The organism is Proteiniphilum sp. (assembly GCF_040307845.1).
Classification (GTDB): domain Bacteria; phylum Bacteroidota; class Bacteroidia; order Bacteroidales; family Dysgonomonadaceae; genus Proteiniphilum.
The window spans coordinates 1-20,150 of the sequence record NZ_JAWRIS010000062.1; the positions used below are offsets into that span (position 1 = coordinate 1).

Here is a 20,150-nt window from a genome sequence, read left to right on the forward strand (position 1 = left end):
CCGTTGAACAACCGCTTGAAGGCGGCAAAAATGCCGTCAATGGTTCTTTGACTTGCTGTTATCAGGAAAATCTCCAGCCTCCGGCAGTTTATCCACATGCACCTGGCGTATGAGAACAGTTTCTGCTTGATCAATCCCCTGTAACGGGTCTTGTTGTTGCGAAGGTGGAAGCAGTACTGGAAGATGGTGGCCTCGACATTGTTGCGCATGTTGGTCTTTTCGGGCGGGATGTCCCGCAGTTCCCTGCGCAGCAGGGATATTTCCACCTGCCCGGGGGTAAAGTAGCGGTATTTGCTCTTTGCCCTGGGGTCGGGATGGGATATCCTCCACTTGTCTTTTGTCCTGACCGCCGGGATTACCTCTCCGGTCATGTTGTCAATCACCGTGAGGCTGTCCCCGTCGGGTATCAGTTCAAAACGGGAGGGTGTACCCTGCAACCCGCTTGTGATCAACTCGATGTTATTCTCTTCGGCGAATTCCCGGTTGTCGGGTCCCTGGTATGCCCCGTCGGTGATCACCGTTTCGACGGTGTCCCCGGTGACCTCCCCGGCGGCCTTGACGGCATCCTGCACGAAACCGTTGTCCGCTGCCGTGGCGGGCTTCACCTGCACGTCGACGATCAGGCCGGGCTTCCCGGTTTCACCGTCGATCGTTTCGGTGATGTTCGTGCTGTAGCCCTTGACCTTCTGATCCCCCTTCTGACGGTAGTGGGCCTCGGGGTCGTTGTGGTTCTGCAGGCTCGAAGCGGTAATTTCTCCCTTCTCCCGGGCGGCGGCTTTGCCCCTGTCCACGCTATACTGCTCGTGGAACACGTGCCACAGGAGGCTTCCCTCACCCGCCTTGACGCGGACAAGCACCTCGTAAATAACCTGCCCGAGCAGGGTGATGCGCTCACCGATTTGCTCGCCGCTTAAACGGTAAACAGTCTTTTGGGCATCTTCGTCCAGGAAGCTCTCCACCCGCCTGCGCAAGCTCGGGTTCAGCCGTGAAAGCATCCCCGCCGATTGTATCTCCCGGCAGAATGTATTGTGTATCAACTCGTAGCGGGAGTAGTGGGCGATATTGCTGCCGATCAGCTTGCTGTCCATGCGGATGCTCTTGCCAGATATGTTGAACTCCCCGGCCTGTTCACCTGTCACCTGGTGGAAGCAAAGCTCCATCAGGTTCACACCGTGAAGTTCCTCGTGTTGGCAGATACGCCGGCGGAAAAGGTACCAGGTGTCAAGTGAGACGACCTTGTCCCCGAGCTGCACCAACCCCAGGGCCTTGCGCGTGAGAAGGTCGAACTCGCATTTCTCGAACAGGTCCTCGTCGCTGCAACCGAATCCCTCCTTGAGGATGGAAAGGGCCACCAGTTGACGCACAGACGCGTTGGGGGCGCCGGTGCGGCCACTGCCCGAGGTGAACAGGGGCGAGAAGACCTCTTCGTCTATCTTCGAGGTGACCAGCTTGTAGAACTGGTTATGCCAACCGTTCGGGTCGTCATACTTTTTAGCTCCACGTTTAGACAGGTGGTTCGCCACGTTCTCAAACATGTCCAACTGGGGTGTATTATCGGTCTTTCTGAACATAATCGGTTGCGCTTATTTTCCCTACAAGATACGATTTTTTTTCCTGATAGCAATGGGTTTTTGAACCCCGCTCGTGATATTTTTAGTAAATAATCTGTCCGCGACTTTTTAAAGTGGACTCAATGATTTATCATAAAAATCAAGTCTTTCTATTTCATATGTCTCAGGAGACTCATCCCAACAAATATTTTTTGCTTCTACGATTTTAAATGATTTATGCTCCATAAAATTTCTCATTGTCGCTATTTCTTTCGCTTCCGGTTCTATAGGCGAGTCTGCTCCTTCATCCAAATCTTTGCTTAACCAAAATAAACCCTGTAGAGCCAAATTATTGGAAGCAAACATTTCTTCATTTATTGGATTATTTCTATTGCCTTTCTTATGCCATATATTCCTAAAAGAAACACGATTTTTATCAATGCCTAACTTCAAATAGATATTCAGAAGGTAGGCGATCTTGTCAAATATAGAATAGCAAATGCGAAAAGCAATTTTTACTTTTTCAATAGAAATAGCATAGACTGGACAATCCAAAGTAGTATAAAGAGTAACATCCTTGTCGGAATAATGAGGCTCATCAGTATTTACACCTTCATAGAAAAAAAATCTTGCAGAAACGAATTCTTGCTTCATTTGATTATACATTGATTGGTATATCGGTTTTTCTTCCCTCTTCAGAACCATCGTTGGCGTATGTAGAATATCATGTGCAACAACACTTTGCACCAAAACATCGTTTAATGGATTTAAGAATAATACATTATCAATACACCATTGACGATAATCGATTTCATCCGTTGATAGTCCTTTTAAAAAATCATCATATTGTTTGAAGTCATTCAAATCCTTTAAAGAGTATCCTGTGGCAATATGTTCAGCCAAATTGCTAAAAGAGGAACGAGCTTCATCATAGACATCCTCTTTTTCACATGCTTCGATTAGATATTTTCGTGCATATTGCAAAAAAATAAATTGATGTACTCCATCAAAAACCTCTCTTGCATAGCGATATAATCCCAAACCTTTATTCCCTAATGCCATGCCAAAGCTAGGGTTGATTGAAAGTGCTTTATTGAAATAATCTTGTGCTTCCGAGAAACGCCCAATATGATCAAAAGCACATCCAAGATTAGTAAGGATTTGACAAATGTTACTATTGTTTTCCTCGTTAGTAAACTGTAATGCATATCGTAAATGATATACTTGTTGCTCAAATTCTTTGGAACTAACAGGAACTTCGTAAGAATTTGGATATTTTATCTGTAATATATAACTCCAACCATTTGCTACAAAATAGTGAAATCTGCTTTTCTCTTCATCATTGAAACGGTTTAAGTCTACACTTGAAGTTAGATTCAGTCCATTTCGCAGAGAAACGAGGTCAGCAATATCTCTGGAATTTTCAAAAATGATGGCAAAGTTATTCAGTATCTCATTAGGGGAATGAGAGTTTATATTAGCTAAGTTTATGTTCATTCTTCTATCGTCCTATTGTTTCATATTAATTATTTTAGAGCACCTACATATCCTCTAACGACAAACAAACTGTCTCAATCTGATACTTTGGGAGTATCTTATTTTTAAGATGCTCCACCTTCGCTGCCAATAACTCCGGTTTGAAATTTTTCTTTTGTCGTTTCACTTCGGCAACTACCGCTTGATTTTTCTCCAATTTCAGGGCAACAATATCAATTTCATTTTGATTGCCTTTAAGTTCCCACCAAGAACCGATAGCACGGTATTGAAAACTTTCGGCGAATTGCTGTTTGAAATACCGTTCTAACATTATACCTGAATAGGTAGGATAATCCGCTTTTATAATAGACTGTAATCCTACAAAGTTTTTAATCTCTATCAGTGAACGATGACGATCAAAATAGTTGAACCAAAAACGGATGAAGTTATCCTGTATTTCGTACCGGACAGCTTGGCTTCCTTCCTTTGCTAGTATTGGACGTTGGCGGATAATGATGTTATAATCTTCAATCAGCCGTTTGATTTGACCTCCAATGCTCTTATCTCCCAATGCTGATTCTATTTCAGGTTGTGTATTGATACCGCCTGAAATAGCACTTAAAATAGAAAAATAAGTGGCGTAGTTTTTCCCAAATTCTTCTATTAGCAGATTTTTTCCTTCATCCGTAAAAGGGGAGTTCTCCCGAACCATGAATGAAATCATTTCGTCCACAGTCAACATTTTGTTATCACAGAATAGTTCTACATATTTGGGAACTCCACCCGTGAAAGAATAAAGAGCCAGCAAATCATCATTCGTATATTTCGGTTTGTAATCATGCATAATTTCTTTTAGCGTGGCTAAATCAAATGCAGAAAGTTTGATGATATTGTCAGCCCTACCAAATAACGGTTCTTTCTTGTTCTGGAATATTTTCTGCATCAACGAATAGATAGAGCCGGAAACAATAAGATTCATTTTAGATTTCTTCCGATAGGTATCCCATATATTCTGCATATCGCTATACACCGACTCATTGATGTTATAAAACTCTTGAAATTCATCTATAACAAGATTGAACGCCTTGTTTGATGCCAACTCCATTAAATATTGGAATAAAGAGCGGAATGTGCGTATTTCCGTCGGAACAAATGCGTCAAGTGATTGGGCAATAACCGGAATGAACTCAGAACAAAGTGTTGCTTCGGCTTTGCGACCAACAAATAAATAAACAGTTGGCAAACCTTCAACCGATTTCATTATAAGGCTTGTTTTTCCGATACGCCTTCTACCTGTTACAACAGTCAACCGAGAGTGGTCGTTAAACGATAAATCCTGTATCCGTTGTAATTCAGCTAATTCACTTGACCGATTATAAAACTTCATATCCTTTTCACTTTGTTATATCCGTAATAGTTACGGAGGTTACAAAGTTAAGAAAAAGTTTGGATATGTATGCAAATTGCGAATTAACTGATAGAATAAGTTCGTTTTATCCTTCGCTCACGCTCATTATATTTCTATAGTTCAGTATTTTTGCTGAATTATAGAAACAAAAACGCAATAAATAATTTGCAATAATGGACACAATCTGTACATCTTAGCAAAATATTTATGAGAAAAAACCATCTTGCTTTATCCCTGTTACCTTCGTTACAGTTACAGAGATAACAGGAAATTTGTTTTATTCATAGAATAAGAACATATCATTTTTGTTTTGTCGACAAAACAAAAACATCCTATTATTGTCTTGCGTACAAAACAGTCAAGATAAAACAGACAAAACACATGCAATTCCCACACTTTTTTGTAACTTTGCAAAAGCAACCCTGCTAATAGCGAGCAGAACGATGAAAAATAATCGTGTGCTAAATCGTGTGGGATTCCAATTTTGAAATATGATAAAAGATTGACTATCAGTAGAGATACAATTTAGGTTCTCTTCTTGGTGGCACCACTTGATAAAACCTCATAAAACGTTGTAATTAAACAAATTACATCGTTTTTTATTTGTCTTGGGTAAAACAATGGTAAAACATTTGAAATAATCTATTAACCTATATATCAAATATTTACATTGCAAATGTAAATATAATTTTGTAACCTTACGGTAATATTTAAAGAAAAATCAATATGAAAGCAAATGTTAACCAGTGATAAGAAATTTCTTTCATTTGAAATAAAAAATATCTTTCACTATGCTAAACGACTATCTTAATTATAATGGCAACTTACTGCATATCAAATATTTTCATTCTATAACCGCCACAACCGTTGCCGTAATAACAGAATGAAAAACATTCTAATGATATCAAACTCATTCCTATATTTTGTTTTGTTTCCAAGATGCACTATATTTGCATCATAATAGAAACAAAATAAAAGAATGACTTTTCTAGAATTTAAGGATAAAATGTTCGATTTGGCATGCTTCAATATCTATCAGATATATGCATGGCAGCCGGATTTTGACCGGAATAACCTTACCCGCTGGGTAAAGAAGGGATATCTTATTCGGCTACGACAGGGGTATTTTGCTTTTTCGGATTATAAGAACAAGCCGGATTATTCCCTTTATTTTGCCAACCGGATTTATCGTCCGTCCTATATCAGCCTGCACACGGCATTGTCGTTCTATGGAATGATACCGGAAGCGGTGGTTCAGATTACCAGTGTGACATCTCTAAAAACGGCATCATTCGCCAATGATTTCGGCGAATACTCTTATAAGAATGTCAAGGAAAACCTACTATTCGGGTATGACTTAAAGCCAATGGCAGATCACCGCACCATACAGTTTGCCACACCCGAAAAAGCATTGCTTGATTTGCTATATCTTTATCCATTCTACGATAGCGAACAAGAATTGGAAGAATTGCGTTTGGATGAAGATTACCTGCACGATGATTTGAACAAGGATTTACTGATGGATTACTGTGCCAAGTTTCAAAGCAAGGCACTTGACCATCGGGCAAAACTGCTCTTAAAGACTTACGATTTATGATACAGATTGAACAGATAAGAAATTATTTTCCGGCACAAATCCGTGGAATTTCGGGTTTTGATAAACACATACTGAAAGAGTATTTACAGTTGATGGTTCTGGATTATCTTTCTTCTACCCCAAATATCCAAAAGATGGTTTTCATCGGTGGAACAAATCTGCGTTTGGTAAAAGGGATAGACCGGTTTTCCGAAGATTTAGATTTTGACTGCAAAGACCTGTCGAAAGACGAGTTTATTGAAATGACAAACGGCGTAGTTCAATTTTTGGAACGTTCGGGATTACGAGTGGAAGCGAAGGATAAAGAAAATCCAAAATTAACAGCTTTCCGGCGCAATATCCATTTCCCGGAACTGTTATTCGATTTGGGATTAAGCGGACATAAGGAAGAACGTTTCTTGATAAAGGTCGAGAGCCAAGACCAAGGAATCGTTTATCCTCCGGTTATCACAAATATCAAAGGCTGCGGATTCTTTTTTCCGTTTCCCGTTCCTTCCGATGGTGTATTGTGTAGCATGAAGATTGCTGCCATGTTAGCCCGTGGGAAAGGACGTGATTTTTACGACTTGATGTTTTTATTGGCACAGTCTAAACCGGATTACAATTTTCTTTTAAAACGTTACGGAGTGCATAACTTGGAAGAATTCAAGCGGGTGACAACCGAACTGCTGAAAACGGTTGATTTGAAAAAGAAGCAGAAGGACTTTGAACACCTTCTTTTCAATAAAGCGAATAGCGAGAAGATTTTGAGGTTTGGGGAATTTATAGATTCGCTTACAGAATAATTCGATGCGAAATGTGCATTTCGGAACTGACGGTTTCGGAATAGAGATGAAGCAAAATGAAATGCCAACACATAACAAACTAAAGAATTTCAGTATGGATAATAAACTAAAAGCAGATATAAGTAAGATAATTGATGAGGTGGTGTCGTCCCGACTATCAAATCAACAAGCAACCCTAATGTTTAATCTGGAAGATTTGGATGCGGAAAATAGATTGAAAAAGATGCTGAATGTGGAGAATTACAGCATTGCCCTATATGATTTCAGTCAATTTCTAAGAAATTTCCTTAAATATGAAAATGGTCAAAAAGTGCGCTTCAAATCATTTGATGAGTACAAAGAGATTGTTCCCGATTATGATACGATGGAATACGTAAGGGAGAAGTTTTATGAATGCCTTGAAAACAATAGAGTAAATCTGGATGATTAATATTGACTAACTCAATATTTTTTCTTATTTTTGCAAAAACAATCGTGCTAAACGACGGGCAAAACGATGAAAAACAATCGTGTGCCAAATCGTGAAGGTTTTCCGGTTGAAGAAAAGATAAATCGGTGATTATCAATAGTGAATCATGTAGCGTTCACTTTTGGGTGGCACCACAGAACAAACACTTGAATATCAGATATTCAGGTGTTTTTCTTTTTATATAGCCTATATAAATCTTTCGCCTGAATTTTCAGTTTTTTGGTGCTTTTCTATGTAAAAGTTAAACCGGGAGTTAAACCGATATTGATACCGTTTGAACGCCAATACCGAGCCGCAAGCGGTTTTTAGAAATTTCTTCCTTTCGTTCCGAAAGAGTAAATTTCTAAAAAGTGTTGCCCCATCTTCCGCCTACATGAATGAAATGTATATCAATTGAAAAAAGGAAAAAATATGTTGTGGGAGAGGATTTGCTATAGAACCTTTACATCCTAATGTTCCCAAAGCTTGTTTGAAAGACAATAAATTGCATGAGTTACGGGCTTTGGTTGATGCTATCAGAATCGGAAACAAACGGGAATTTAATTTAGCAATAAACGAGTTAAAACAACGATTAGACGTATGAAAAACATATTGATAAACAAGCTTTTAGTTACCTGTGGTACCGATGAGTATTTGCATATCATAAATATGATTTCTATTTTACACGGAAATATCCTTCAGTGTTTAATAATTTTTCTGATATATATCAGTTCTACATGAGCATATATTCTATAATTTTGCAGCCGAAAAATTTCAGCTTCGGTGGATAACAAAACAAGCTTTCCAGGTTCTCACAATCATATCATAACAAGGACGGGGCGTCCGACCTTTAAAGAGTGGCTACCCTGCATTGGTATTGCCATTGCGGCATTCGTATTCAATACTACCGAATTTGCTCCGATAGCCCTTTTAAGCGACATCGCAAAAAGCCTTTCTATCACCGATGCCAAAGCCGGGCTCCTGATTACCATTTATGCATGGGTGGTGGCATTGGCCTCTTTGCCGTTGATACTTATTTTTGCGGGGGTAGAACGCCGTAAGCTGATGACTGCCCTACTGTTATTCTTCATTATAAGTCATCTCATTTCGTGGCAATCCTATAATTATACATCACTGCTTGTTTCACGTATTATGATAGCTTGTGCCCACGCTATCTTCTGGTCTGTCGCTGCTCCTACCGCTGTACAAATGGCACCGGAAGGATATCGTTCAACCGGGCTGGGTATCCTTGCCACCGGCGGTTCGCTGGCGACCGTCCTCGGGCTCCCTTTCGGGCGGACGGTGGGGCTGTATATGGGATGGAGGACAACTTTTTTATTCATTGGTGTAGCTGCTTCCCTGGTACTTATTCTTCTGGTATTCGTATTGCCGGTTTTAAAAAGCAATAATTCGGGATCATTCAAAAGTTTACCCCAATTAGTCAAACGCCCGGCCCTGACGGGTATATACATACTGACCGCACTCATGATCGCGGCTCATTTTACAGGATATACCTATATTGAACCTTTTATGATCAATATAGCCGGACTCAGTGAAAATACGGCTACAGTAGGACTGCTTATTTTTGGTATTGCCGGGATTGGCGGAAGTTTTTTATTCTCCCGTTACAACGAAAAGCGATCGCTATCTCTTATGGGTGGAAGCGTAATTTGTATAACCATATCGCTTTTACTTATATATCCGTTAGCGATCAACACCTTTACTGTATTTTTGTTATTTACATTCTGGGGTATCTCCATTATGATCTTTAACCTGGTATTTCAGGATGCCGTGATCAAAATCGCACCCGATGCCACCGCCGTGGCAATGTCTATTTACTCAGGCATATATAATGTCGGCATAGGCAGCGGTGCACTTACTGGCGGTACTGTAAGCACCCATGCAGGCACACAGTTCACAGGTATGGCAGGGTGCATTATAGGCATATTAGCCGTATCTTTTTATTTCTTTGTAATGAAACGCCATTTACAGGGAAGAATATAACAACTGGAACGTCCCATATATCCAGGGATTTCCGGATTGATAACACATCCCTCCAAAATAAAATCGTCAATTCAACCCAACCAAAACAACAGAAAGACTATCTTTGTCAGGTATTTCTTTTCTGTGTGGATGGCCAGGTCAGAAATATGAAAACAGATTATTCAAATAAGACAAAATCATTATGCAGAAGTTAATAGCATATCCTCTTTCCATCATTTATTATCTCTTATTTGGGACTACGTTGGTGATCTTTCACGTGATTCAATGGATATGTTTCAACCTGTTTGGATATAATGCGCACAAAAAGAGTGTAGATGCACTCTGTTTCTTCCTTGTGCTGAATACCTATGTGCTGGGTACAAGATATAAGATTACAGGAAGAGAGAAACTTCCTGCAAACATACCGCTGATCATCGCTGCCAACCACCAGAGCTGGTATGACATCACCACGATCGGCTGGTTTTTACGAAAAATTCACCCTAAATATGTCAGTAAGATTGAATTAGGAAGAGGAATTCCCAGCATATCTTACAATCTGAGGCATGGAGGATCGGTATTAATCGACCGAAAAGACGGGAAACAAGCCATATCCGCAATCCGTCATTTGTCCGAGTATATAGAAATCCACAGACGCTCCGCGGTAATATTCCCCGAAGGGACACGGAGCAAGACAGGCAAGCCACGGCGCTTTGCCGAGAACGGACTGAAAATCCTCTGCAAGTACGCCCCTTCCGCTTACATTGTCCCCATTACGATCAACAACACATGGAAAATGACCAAGTGGGGCTCTTTCCCTTTAGGTATCGGCAATAAGATCGAGCTTACCATTCATGACCTTATCCCCGTAAACGATACTCCATTCCCTCAACTTTTTGAAAAAACAGAGCAGGTAATAATACAAGCTTTACATTGATATGATACAATTAAGCTTGTCGATTATTTATCATTCCAAAAAACACCTCTGATGCCAAGGCTTTGTATTAACGGGAATCATACATTATAAATATTTATTGAATAATAACTTTAACAATCTGATAAACAGTAAATTTTATTTCGTACTTTTACAGTCTGAAAAAGGAGTTTATATTGTACCAATAAGAACGACCGGCAATCAGTAATAATTAATTTTAAAAAAATGAACATTTATGTATCAAATCTAAACTCAAGCACAACAAGCGAGAGTTTACAGGAATTATTTGCAGCGTATGGTGAAGTAACATCCGCTAAAGTTATTACGGACAGGGAAACCGGAAAATCCCGCGGTTTCGGCTTTATCGAAATGTCTGATGATTCGGAAGGGCAAAACGCCATTTCGAAATTAAATGACACGGATTTTGAAGGAAAAACAATTGTCGTGAACGTGGCTCGTCCTAAACCTGAAAGAAGTAACAGGGGCTACAACAACCGCGGCGGATATAACAGGAATCGTTATTAACCAAAAGATAAATATGTAAAACGGGCAGGGATAAGCTTTCTTATCTTGCCCGTTTTTTTTGAAAGAGATTCTCCATATTGTCGCCTTCAGGCTTCGCATATTTCACCATCATCCGATTACCCATATAACCAGTGTTATGTAAATTTTGACATGAGGTATCGTATATTTGCCTTTGAGTAAAAAAACTCATGATACGATATACCATAAAATTAACAAAATTATGATGGTACATTCAATCTGGAAGTAAAAACATTGCTAAAAATAGTTGAAGGTTCGTAAGGTAAGAAATTAATATCCAGTATTTTGAACAAGTCCCGGCTCTACTTTCAAGCTATTCTCATGGAACGGCCATAAGTAATTATGAGATTTAAACGAACGGTCTTCTACTTTCAAGGTCTCCCTATGTCCGTTTACTATTCTAGTATGTCCTTCCGCCGGGCTATTGAGTACATTTTCGGCTATCCGCCAACGAATGATATCATCATATCGTTGGCCTTCAGCGACAAGCTCCAACCTTCTTTCATTCCGGATCAACTCGATCCACTGTTGTTGGGTATACGAATTGTATTCCGGAAGCGTTACATCTGCATAAACCATATCAAGCCCTGCTCTCCTACGAATATCGTTAATACATTTTTTAGTTAAGTCATCTACCTGATTGAGCATGATTTTTGCTTCGGCATATGTCAATAGTACTTCGGCATAGCGCAATAATGGAAAATCCATATTACCTCCGGTTTTGAATGCATCCGTTTCGTCTACAAATTTTTTAAACCAGTAACCTGTCCTGCTGGCTCTCAAATTCTGATAAAACATAGGCGAATTTTCATTATAGATATCGATCTCTTCACCATAGAAAATATCTCCTTGCCCCATAATAGAGGCACTATAACGTGGATCCCTATTCAAAGAAGGATTCAACTCATATTCTTCTTTTGTATGCAACGGACAATCATCTATCATTCTTCCCTGTTTAGTCCAGTAGGCATCTACCAATGCTTTTGTGGGTACACAATAGGATTGTCCCGGTCCTGTCCTGTAATGAGGTCCCAGATGCTGAAACGATTGGGTGGCACTGTTAGCATGACTGGACATATCGAACCACATGATAAACTCTTTATTTGTGGAGGCCGCATTATAGTTGAACAGGTCGCCATAAACCGGATATAAAGAATATTTCCCGCTATCGATTATCTCTTTGGCCAATCTTGCCGCCAGTTCATATTTTCCGTTGTACAAAGCATAGCGCATGGTAAGTGCTTTAAATGAATACCGGTTGAACATGTACTTGTCAGATGTATATTCATCGGGAGGCAACAACGCAGCGATTTCTTCCGCCAACGGAAACAAAGTATCCAATATTTCTTCTTTGGGAGTGGCGGGTTGACGTGCCGTCTCCAAATCTGCCGGCTCCAACAGAAAAGGGACATTCGCCCATCTCATAGTAAGCCTGAAATAGTGCCATACCCTTAATGCTTCCAGGATGCCTTTGTATTTCCTCCTTACATTTTCATCTTCCACATAAGGAACATCCGTATTTGCAATAAACGTATTCAGGCGTCCCATATGTTTCGTGTAAAGTTCATAATAATATAGGAAAGCATACGTGTTACTGTTAAAGTTTCCGTTGGCAATATTTTGATGATAATCTCCTTCGAGACGACTGTAAGCATTATCCGACTTTCCTTCATCCATATAAAAGATAATTCCTCTTGCGGTGGGATTTGTGAATACATCCAGATAACTGCTGTAAACCACTCTTCTTAAATCTTCCTCGTCGTTGAAAAATTCGACAAAGGATGTGGCGGTAGGATCCCGCTTATCCAAAAAGTCGTCACAACCGCTTATTATGGATAATCCCAAAATCAGATATATAATTTTTTTCATCATTGTATAGTTTTAATATTAAAATAATGTTACCTGAAAACCGATACTGTAAGATGCCATTCTGGGATATGCTCCATTCCCCCCGTCCCGCTCCGGTTCAAGGCCTTCCCAATCGGTCAGCGTAAGGAAATCCTGCGCATTGAAATAAATACGAAGATTTCTTATATTATTTCCCACTTTAGGTATCGTATAACCCAACTGAAGCGATTTGACACGGAAATAAGAAGCATCGCTCAGCCATACATCGCTCAAGTAAGTATTCGTGCTTGATCCGGTCCACACCCGGGGAAAACGGCTATTCGGCGTTTCCGGAGTCCATCGGTTATCCGCATAGTATTGACGGGGAGCACCCAGATTATTGCTACCCCCATCCACATATACGGGATATCCTTCCTGTCCGCCGAGTCTTCCGACCCTTTTGCCTACTCCCTGGCCGAGAAAACTGAGATCCCATTGTTTATAACGTAGGTCGAATGTTATCGAGTAATTAAAGTGAGGGGCGGGATCGCCCAAAAAGACCCTGTCTTCATCATTCAATATTCCATCTCCGTTTTGATCTACATATCTGATGTCACCGGGAAGTGTGTTAGGAAATTTTGCATCGGTAGCATCAATCTCTGCCTGATTCTGAAAATATCCGTCGGTTACAAATCCGTAATAATTATCGATTGGGATACCGCGGCACCAGATCCGCTCGTTAGTCCCTTTAAATATCAAAGTATCTGTGGTATTGTATCCCGCCTTTAGTACCTTATTTTTATTATCGAAGATCATACCGCCTATACTGTACGAGAAATCATTGATTTGATCGCTCCATTTGGCTGAAACTTCCCAACCCTTGTTTTCCACCTCACCTATATTTACGGATGAAGTCAAATAGTAAGATCCGGTCAACGGTGGAACAGGAAAGTCCGAATAGATCAAATCATATGAATGCTTATTGTAAATATCGGCCGTGATCATAAGCCGGTTTTTTAACACCCCCAGATCAATTCCCAAGTTCCACTGTTTTTGTTTCTCCCAGGTGAAATCAGGATTCGGCACACGCATTGTCCAACCCCATGTATTGACCACCTCCTGCCATAGATATGGGTTTACATTTTCATTTCCTATTTTTCCCCACGAAGCCCTCAACTTGAGATTGGAGATAGCTCCTGATTCTCTGGCCGAACGCATAAAACCTTCATTATGGACATTCCAGCCGAACGAACCGGAAGGAAAAAATCCCCATTGATTACCGGGAGCAAACTTACTGCTGCCATCAGTTCTGACAGTTGCTTCAAGAAGATACCTGTCTGCAAAGGAATAATTCACTTTGGCAAAGAAAGAGGCTTTAGTTATTTCCCTGTAATCGGTAAAAATATAGGACATTATCTCCGATCCCCCCACGGCATAGAGTTTATCATTACTTCCCCGTAATTCTTTCTCAAAATTCAACAAGGCCCTTCCGGTCAATTGGCTCTGGCTCACATCCTGCGTGGAGCCAATATCATTTCCCCATGTTGTCACAGGCTTCCCATCACCGTCAAAAAATTTATAAGTAAGCCTTCTCCATTTACTGGCGGATTTATCGATCATATAAGATACGGTCCCTTCAAAATTCAGATCATCCGTAATGTAATATCGAGGTCTCAGATTGATCGTACTTTTGTCATACATGTAGTTCCAGGTTCCCCCTTCATTGATAAAAGCCACCGGATTCATATCATTGTGCAACATATAATGGTTAGGAATGTCCGTATCTTCATAGTACACTCCCTGGGTGGGATTCATTCTCCATGCAATCTGATATAAACCATGCCCGTCGTTATTCCTTCGAAGCCTGTCCACTTTCAGGCGATGTGCATAAAAGTCTGCCAACAGAATGAACCGGTCGGCAATATTGATGTTGGTATTAAAACGGGCGCTGAATTTATTCGACCCTTCTATTTTATTGAGTCCGTTTTCTTCAATGTAACCCAGCATAAGGTTAAACGTACCGACACCTCCTCCTCCGGAGATACTGGCTGTCGTATTGTAAGAAGTAGACGTTCTTTCCATGATCTTTTTAACCCAGTCCGTGTTGAGCGTTACACCCTCTTCGGCTAATCTGATATCTTCATCGGTATACAGCAGCGGTTGACCCTGTATGGTGTGGGCCTCATTCCTCAATCGCATAAAGTCAGAAGAGTTAACGAATTCAGGAAGGTTAAGAGGATCCTGCACGGCAAACCATGAATTCACATTCACCCTGAACTGCCCGGTAGTTCCCCTGTTTGTTTCAATAATAATAACTCCGTTCGCCCCTCTAGATCCATACATGGAAGCAGCAGCTGCATCTTTCAGAATGTTGATACTCTTGATCTGATTAGGATCCACATCGGTCAACGGCTGTTCCATACCATCGATAATCACCAACGGCGCCGCGTTTTGAAGCGTACTGATTCCCCTGATAGAAATACTGCCGGGAACAGAACCCGGAAGATTACTGCCCTGCAGCATGGTTACTCCCGGCACAGTACCTGCAAAAGCTTCTTCCAGTTTTATTATGGGGCGGGTCACCACCCTCTCCATATCCACTGATTCAATAGAAGATGCAAGGTGTTTTCTTTCGACTAAGTTATACCCGGTCACAACTACTTCATCCAACTTTACATTTTCTTCCAGCAAAATAACATCGATTCTGGATTTACCTTCTGTTGACTCTTCATAGTCCCTGAACCCCATATAACTAAAAATAAGCGAGACATCACCGGTTACATTGATCTCATAAATACCATTTTCATCAGTGACAGTCCCAATGTTGGTACCTTTGACGAGAACAGTCACAAAAGGCAGTATCTCTCCTTGCTGATCAGTTACCCTGCCATACACCCTTTTTTGTTGCTGATCCATATTGATTTCAGAAGGAAGAAGAGTGATCAGTCCTCTTTCGGCCCCTTTTGTTTTTTCGCTCAACAGTAATGAACAAAAAACGAAAAAGATAATAAAAACATTGAATTTTCTCATACTATTATTTTAACCTGGTTACTTGTGTTCCATCAATAAAACCTTGTTCAGTTACAGAGAATTGAGCTTTGTCTGCCCGCTCCAGACGGGATGCCGCAGCCCGAAGGGAACTTGCTTTAATAATTTTAAAAGGTATTACCACAGTTTCGCCAACCTTGATTGCCATCAACGTGGCAGGTATCGATATTTTAGTGACGGGCTTTATGGTATTTACCTGTTTATTCATATCTTTGCAGAATGCCTAATTTTGTTGCAATGTATTATTCTCTGTTAAGTTTAAGATGCAAAATTAACGAGCATACTCTATAAAAACAAACAAATTAACGAATATATTCAATATATATACTAATTTATAATTATTCTAAATAATAAGCTATGGAAACAACTGTAAAAGACAGAATTAAATTATTTTTGCAGCATCTTAATATCGGACAAAATAATTTTGAATCTAAAGTAGGGTGGTCAAATGGCTATATTAATAACACAAAAAACATATCAGCCGATAAACTAAGGCATGTCACTAACGAATATCCTCAATTAAATTTATATTGGCTTATTACGGGAAAAGGAGAAATGATATCTTCTTCCTCAGATCCTGCCGAACAAAGCATCGACGTTGTGGAAGAAGATGCTGTCAAGTATAAAAACAAATATCTTGAAGTACTGGAGGAGAACAGATCATTGCGAATAGAAATAGAAAAACTCCGCAAGATCATAAAACTAAAAGAGGAAAAATAATTATTGAGGGTTGCAATAAGACAGCTTCAAAGGACAACGATAACCCGATTATCTTATTACTTTATCATTGAAATTTTACTCGCTTTATTCCTTTTTGCATCTTTTTCAGTCTATTTCGTAACAACTGCTTCCTTAAAGCACTTAGCCGGTCGATATACAATATTCCCAGAGTATGGTCATATTCATGCTGGATGACACGGGGAGTATAACCGGAGAATGTACGTATCTGTTCCCGAAATTGCCTGTCATGGTACTTTACCGTAATTCTCCACGATCTGTTTACCGTCTCCGAAAGATCGGGCATACTTAAACAGCCTTCATCATCCGCAACCTCCTCGTCTCCATATTCAATGATTTCCGCATTGATAAATGTTTCTTCTATTCCGGTATCTCCTTCAAAATACAACTGTCGCGCCTGGTTACCCATATTCAAATAGGTATCACGGCTATTCACAACAAATAGCTTCAAGGACCGGTTGACCTGCGGTGCAGCCAAACCACACCCGTCTGCGGCATTCAACGTTTCCCACATATCCTTAATTAAATTCATGATCGTCGGGTCATCCGGAGAAACAGTGTCACAATGCCTCCTTAATATATTATTCCCGTAACAAACAATTGGCAATATCATTACTTTAAATTTATATTTTTCCCACAAAGATACGGTACCTATACCCTCCGTCTTTGTATTTTTTCGACATTCAGGATTAGTTTCCTGAGATTTATATACCTTTGTGGACATATGCCCATAAGACTGTTACAACATATCATTAAAGAAACGGCTGTTACGAATAACCTCAAAAAGATTATGCCGTCGGAACCCCTTATTGGCCTTATTGATTGTTTTTATGTGATGAGCTGTGATATTACATCCAATGAACTCCTTTTCAATGATGGGATGCCGGCCATGGTATGTATGTCATCTCCTGAAAGTATGGCAATGTTATCCGTAAATAAAAAAACGATAGAGATAAAAGGTGGATGGGTGAGCGGGGGCATTACAAAAAATACTTATATCGAACATCTTTTCAATACAGACTATTTATTCATTATCCGTTTTAATCCGACCAGTTTCTATACCCTCTTTGAAATTGATACCAGGATATTCAAGCAGCAATGCATCGGAACGATTAACGAAATACTCAAAACAAAAGGGAATCAATTGGCCTTATCAGTATTCGGGACAACGGATATAAGTGACAAAATTAATACGGTAGAAGCTTACATTGGGAGTCTGGAATATCGTCATTCTTCCGCTCCCCTTTTGAGTGAAGCCATCAATTTTATCAAGGCACAAAAAGGAAGAACATCCATCAAGGATGTCAGCCATAAAATCGGGGCAAATTACAAATGGCTTGAACGTAAATTTTCGAGTTGCATAGGACTAACCCCCAAGGAATATGCCAACTTACAACGATTTGCCCATACCTATCTGGAAATGACGGAAGATATAGAGAAAGACTTCCTGTCGATCGCTGTTCAGAACGGATATTATGATCAGAGTCATTTTTTTAAAGACTTCAGGTCGTATGCCGGTGTCTCGCCCTTACAATATATCAAGGCTTTAAACCCGGTCGGGATGAACCGGTAACCACTCATTACCCCCGACGAATACCGTAATTAAGAGTTTCCATTCCAAACACCCCGGAGTATTATTCAAAGTTATTTATTCCTTATATCGCATCACCACGTTCCTAAACATATACATATTGTCACTGGTTCTTAATGGTTTTCCACTTTCGGTCTTGATATCCTTGAGGATGACTTCTTTGGTGGTAATATATGGAAATTTCTCGACATAGGTATCATCGGTCATTTGTCGGTTGAAATTTGAAAAAACAGCTGCCCCATTATAATCCCCGGGATGGTCGGCGTCAATAATCTTCAAGTTCTCGATCGTGATCCGCTCAGGCATATAACATGTGTATCCAAAATCGTGCTGGCCGGAATTGGATCCCCCTATCAGGGCTATATTGCCTCTTTCCACACCGGTTGGCACAAAAATACAATCCTTGATGATAAATTCACCCTGCCAGGTGCTCCCGTAATCGGAACGTAAATTGACAAGACTGCCACTCTGTATAGTGGAATTTTCGATTGTAAAAACGCCACTGCCGATAGCATTTATCCCCTGGTGCCCCAGCGTGGAGTTACGGATCGTGGCATTTGCCACTCCCATGTGGGCATCGAAACGGGAAAAGATGCAGTTGTCATATACGAGGTTCTTACAGTAATTGGATCCCAGAATCCCCCAATAGGTACGGTCGTGAATATCGTTGGTCTGGCTACAGTTCTCGAAGGTAATGTTCGATGCCCGGTTGACATTGATATCATAGCTTCCCATGGAGACCGGAACACCTGCCGCTCCAATGGTTTGATACGTCTTATGACCGGTGAAAATGGTATTCCTGACGATCACGTTGGCGCAGTTGGTAATAGAGATAAAACCGGTATAAGGCGCTCCTGTCTCCCCTTCACCGGTAACATGGTGCTCCAGTCCATCGACAATGACATTCGACCGCTTGATCGTTATCCCGCGACTGTAATATCTGTAATTCGACTCATCACTGTTTGCAATAGTGGTAAAACGGCCCCCGGAAATGGTAAGAACCTTGTCATCCATCGGCAGACAACTGATCTCTGTGATCTGGTCGAAATCCCAGATGATGGGTGTATTTTTATCCACATTACCGTCCTTGTCCACAATAAATATATCTGTTTGCGGAGATCCGTTATTTTGATTGGGGCCATAACGGATATAACGCTTGACATTGGAATCAGTAACGGTCACAATACAAGAGAGAGGCAGTGAAACGGCTATCTTTTCCTGCCCCTTTTTCAACGTATGGATATTGTCAAGCGTAAATGGTTCCTGGCTTGAATGAATGGAGAAAACAGGTGTATTCCTGTCTTCCACGTCGGCATCGTCAATGATAAAGGCAGCATTTCCAAAATCGGTATCAGTCTGTACATCAACCGTCACACTTTTTCCTCCAATATAATAAGCAGCACCCTCACCGGCTTTAACCGTCAGACCATGTTCATTGGCGAATGCGTGTGTCGCCGCAATGGCATCCACATCATCGGTTTTTCCATCACCCGCGGCACCAAAATCACTATACTGTACCCATCCTCTCGAAATAAAGTCCTGTGCAGCCAACCCGCTCACGCCACCTATAATCGCTAAAAAGATAAAGAAAAGCCTGATATGTTTCATGCTGATATTTTATTTATTTCCATTAAAAGGGAAGGACAAAAAAGAAAAGCAGAAGAATATTCCTGTTGGCTTTTGGGCATCGTCAACGAAACAGGGGGGGTATCCGGATCATTATAATAAGCATCATCATAACGGAAAGAATAATGATTCCGGTCCTTTTCTTCCAGAACGCCGGCATACTTTCCCTTTATATACACTTTTACGGCTCTACTCATAATACCATCACTATCTTACGACAATATCAAGGCCTAATGTCTTTACGACATTGTACAACACATCAAACCGGGGATTCCCTGTACCCCGTTCCAAACGCCCCAGGGCATTGATCCCTACCCCGGCCAAAGCCGCCAGAGTAGACTGATCAATCCCCAACTCCTTACGCCTCCCGCGAACCAGTTGTCCTATTTCCGTCAAATTCATAATCAAGTCATATCAATCGATTCTACAATTCACCATATACAGTGAATTGAAGCAAAATTAGACTAATTATTTGAGATAAACAAGAAAATTCACCCTATATAGTTACTTTGCACTTTTCTGATCCCTCTCATTTCCTTCTCTTTAAAGAAATCGCATTATAGCCCAATTTTACTTATTGGTGCAATTAAAAAACTTGT

Annotated in this window: 18 protein-coding genes; 8 read left to right on the forward strand and 10 right to left on the reverse strand. The window is 40.5% G+C overall.

The window, feature by feature from the left end; all coding sequences use genetic code 11:
• The 3 genes from ABV001_RS15765 to ABV001_RS15775 all read right to left on the reverse strand — a co-directional run.
• A partial coding sequence (locus tag ABV001_RS15765; RefSeq protein WP_352423701.1) for a transposase occupies window positions 1-1,571 on the reverse strand: 1,571 nt, incomplete at its 3' end.
• A gap of 108 nt (window positions 1,572-1,679) precedes the next feature.
• Window positions 1,680-3,047: an LA2681 family HEPN domain-containing protein gene (locus tag ABV001_RS15770; RefSeq protein ID WP_352423702.1), complete on the reverse strand. Its 1,368-nt coding sequence runs from the start codon at window positions 3,045-3,047 to the stop codon at window positions 1,680-1,682.
• Window positions 3,048-3,090: 43 nt separating this feature from the next.
• Window positions 3,091-4,413 carry an ATP-binding protein gene (locus ABV001_RS15775; RefSeq protein WP_352423703.1) on the reverse strand — a complete coding sequence of 441 codons (1,323 nt, stop codon included), beginning with the start codon at window positions 4,411-4,413 and terminating at the stop codon, window positions 3,091-3,093.
• Between the two features lie 1,000 nt (window positions 4,414-5,413).
• On the opposite strand from ABV001_RS15775, the gene ABV001_RS15780 reads away from it, so the two are divergent.
• From ABV001_RS15780 to rbp, 6 genes are all read left to right on the forward strand, one after another.
• Window positions 5,414-6,031: a type IV toxin-antitoxin system AbiEi family antitoxin domain-containing protein gene (locus ABV001_RS15780; protein ID WP_323424113.1), complete on the forward strand. Its 618-nt coding sequence runs from the start codon at window positions 5,414-5,416 to the stop codon at window positions 6,029-6,031.
• Complete coding sequence (locus ABV001_RS15785; RefSeq protein WP_352423704.1) at window positions 6,028-6,816, forward strand: nucleotidyl transferase AbiEii/AbiGii toxin family protein; 789 nt, start codon at window positions 6,028-6,030, stop codon at window positions 6,814-6,816. The genes ABV001_RS15780 and ABV001_RS15785 overlap by 4 nt, the downstream gene beginning before the upstream one ends.
• Before the next feature lie 94 nt (window positions 6,817-6,910).
• Window positions 6,911-7,246, forward strand: coding sequence for a hypothetical protein (locus ABV001_RS15790; RefSeq protein ID WP_323424111.1), 336 nt, complete (start codon window positions 6,911-6,913; stop codon window positions 7,244-7,246).
• A gap of 801 nt (window positions 7,247-8,047) precedes the next feature.
• Complete coding sequence (locus ABV001_RS15795; RefSeq protein WP_352423705.1) at window positions 8,048-9,268, forward strand: sugar transporter; 1,221 nt, start codon at window positions 8,048-8,050, stop codon at window positions 9,266-9,268.
• Window positions 9,269-9,449: 181 nt separating this feature from the next.
• On the forward strand, window positions 9,450-10,181 hold the full coding sequence (locus tag ABV001_RS15800) for a lysophospholipid acyltransferase family protein (RefSeq protein ID WP_352423706.1): 732 nt from the start codon (window positions 9,450-9,452) through the stop codon (window positions 10,179-10,181).
• Between the two features lie 222 nt (window positions 10,182-10,403).
• Window positions 10,404-10,703, forward strand: a complete 300-nt coding sequence (gene rbp / locus ABV001_RS15805; RefSeq protein ID WP_352423707.1) for an RNA-binding regulator — start codon at window positions 10,404-10,406, stop codon at window positions 10,701-10,703.
• A 288-nt stretch (window positions 10,704-10,991) separates the two neighbouring features.
• Here rbp and ABV001_RS15810 read toward each other — a convergent pair whose 3' ends face one another.
• Genes ABV001_RS15810 through ABV001_RS15820 form a run of 3 tightly spaced genes read right to left on the reverse strand, consistent with a single transcriptional unit; the run spans window position 10,992 to window position 15,804 of the window.
• Window positions 10,992-12,593, reverse strand: coding sequence for a RagB/SusD family nutrient uptake outer membrane protein (locus ABV001_RS15810; protein WP_352423708.1), 1,602 nt, complete (start codon window positions 12,591-12,593; stop codon window positions 10,992-10,994).
• 15 nt (window positions 12,594-12,608) lie between these two features.
• Window positions 12,609-15,578 (reverse strand): SusC/RagA family TonB-linked outer membrane protein, encoded by a 2,970-nt coding sequence (locus ABV001_RS15815; protein WP_352423709.1) that lies wholly within the window; start codon window positions 15,576-15,578, stop codon window positions 12,609-12,611.
• Window positions 15,579-15,582: 4 nt separating this feature from the next.
• Window positions 15,583-15,804 (reverse strand): hypothetical protein, encoded by a 222-nt coding sequence (locus tag ABV001_RS15820; protein WP_352423710.1) that lies wholly within the window; start codon window positions 15,802-15,804, stop codon window positions 15,583-15,585.
• Window positions 15,805-15,953: 149 nt separating this feature from the next.
• Between ABV001_RS15820 and ABV001_RS15825 the strand changes: the two genes are divergently transcribed.
• Window positions 15,954-16,316: a hypothetical protein gene (locus ABV001_RS15825; protein WP_352423711.1), complete on the forward strand. Its 363-nt coding sequence runs from the start codon at window positions 15,954-15,956 to the stop codon at window positions 16,314-16,316.
• Between the two features lie 64 nt (window positions 16,317-16,380).
• Here ABV001_RS15825 and def read toward each other — a convergent pair whose 3' ends face one another.
• Window positions 16,381-16,947 carry a peptide deformylase gene (def, locus tag ABV001_RS15830; RefSeq protein ID WP_352423712.1) on the reverse strand — a complete coding sequence of 189 codons (567 nt, stop codon included), beginning with the start codon at window positions 16,945-16,947 and terminating at the stop codon, window positions 16,381-16,383.
• Window positions 16,948-17,058: 111 nt separating this feature from the next.
• Between def and ABV001_RS15835 the strand changes: the two genes are divergently transcribed.
• On the forward strand, window positions 17,059-17,907 hold the full coding sequence (locus ABV001_RS15835; protein WP_352423713.1) for a helix-turn-helix domain-containing protein: 849 nt from the start codon (window positions 17,059-17,061) through the stop codon (window positions 17,905-17,907).
• A 75-nt stretch (window positions 17,908-17,982) separates the two neighbouring features.
• On the opposite strand, the gene ABV001_RS15840 is transcribed toward ABV001_RS15835, so the two are convergent.
• The 3 genes from ABV001_RS15840 to ABV001_RS15850 are packed head-to-tail and all read right to left on the reverse strand — an operon-like array spanning window position 17,983 to window position 19,953.
• Complete coding sequence (locus tag ABV001_RS15840) at window positions 17,983-19,533, reverse strand: right-handed parallel beta-helix repeat-containing protein (RefSeq protein ID WP_352423714.1); 1,551 nt, start codon at window positions 19,531-19,533, stop codon at window positions 17,983-17,985.
• Window positions 19,530-19,748: a HipA N-terminal domain-containing protein gene (locus ABV001_RS15845; protein WP_352423715.1), complete on the reverse strand. Its 219-nt coding sequence runs from the start codon at window positions 19,746-19,748 to the stop codon at window positions 19,530-19,532. Before ABV001_RS15845 ends, ABV001_RS15840 begins: the two co-directional genes overlap by 4 nt.
• Before the next feature lie 10 nt (window positions 19,749-19,758).
• Window positions 19,759-19,953 (reverse strand): helix-turn-helix domain-containing protein, encoded by a 195-nt coding sequence (locus ABV001_RS15850; RefSeq protein ID WP_352423716.1) that lies wholly within the window; start codon window positions 19,951-19,953, stop codon window positions 19,759-19,761.
• Window positions 19,954-20,150: the final 197 nt, after the last annotated feature.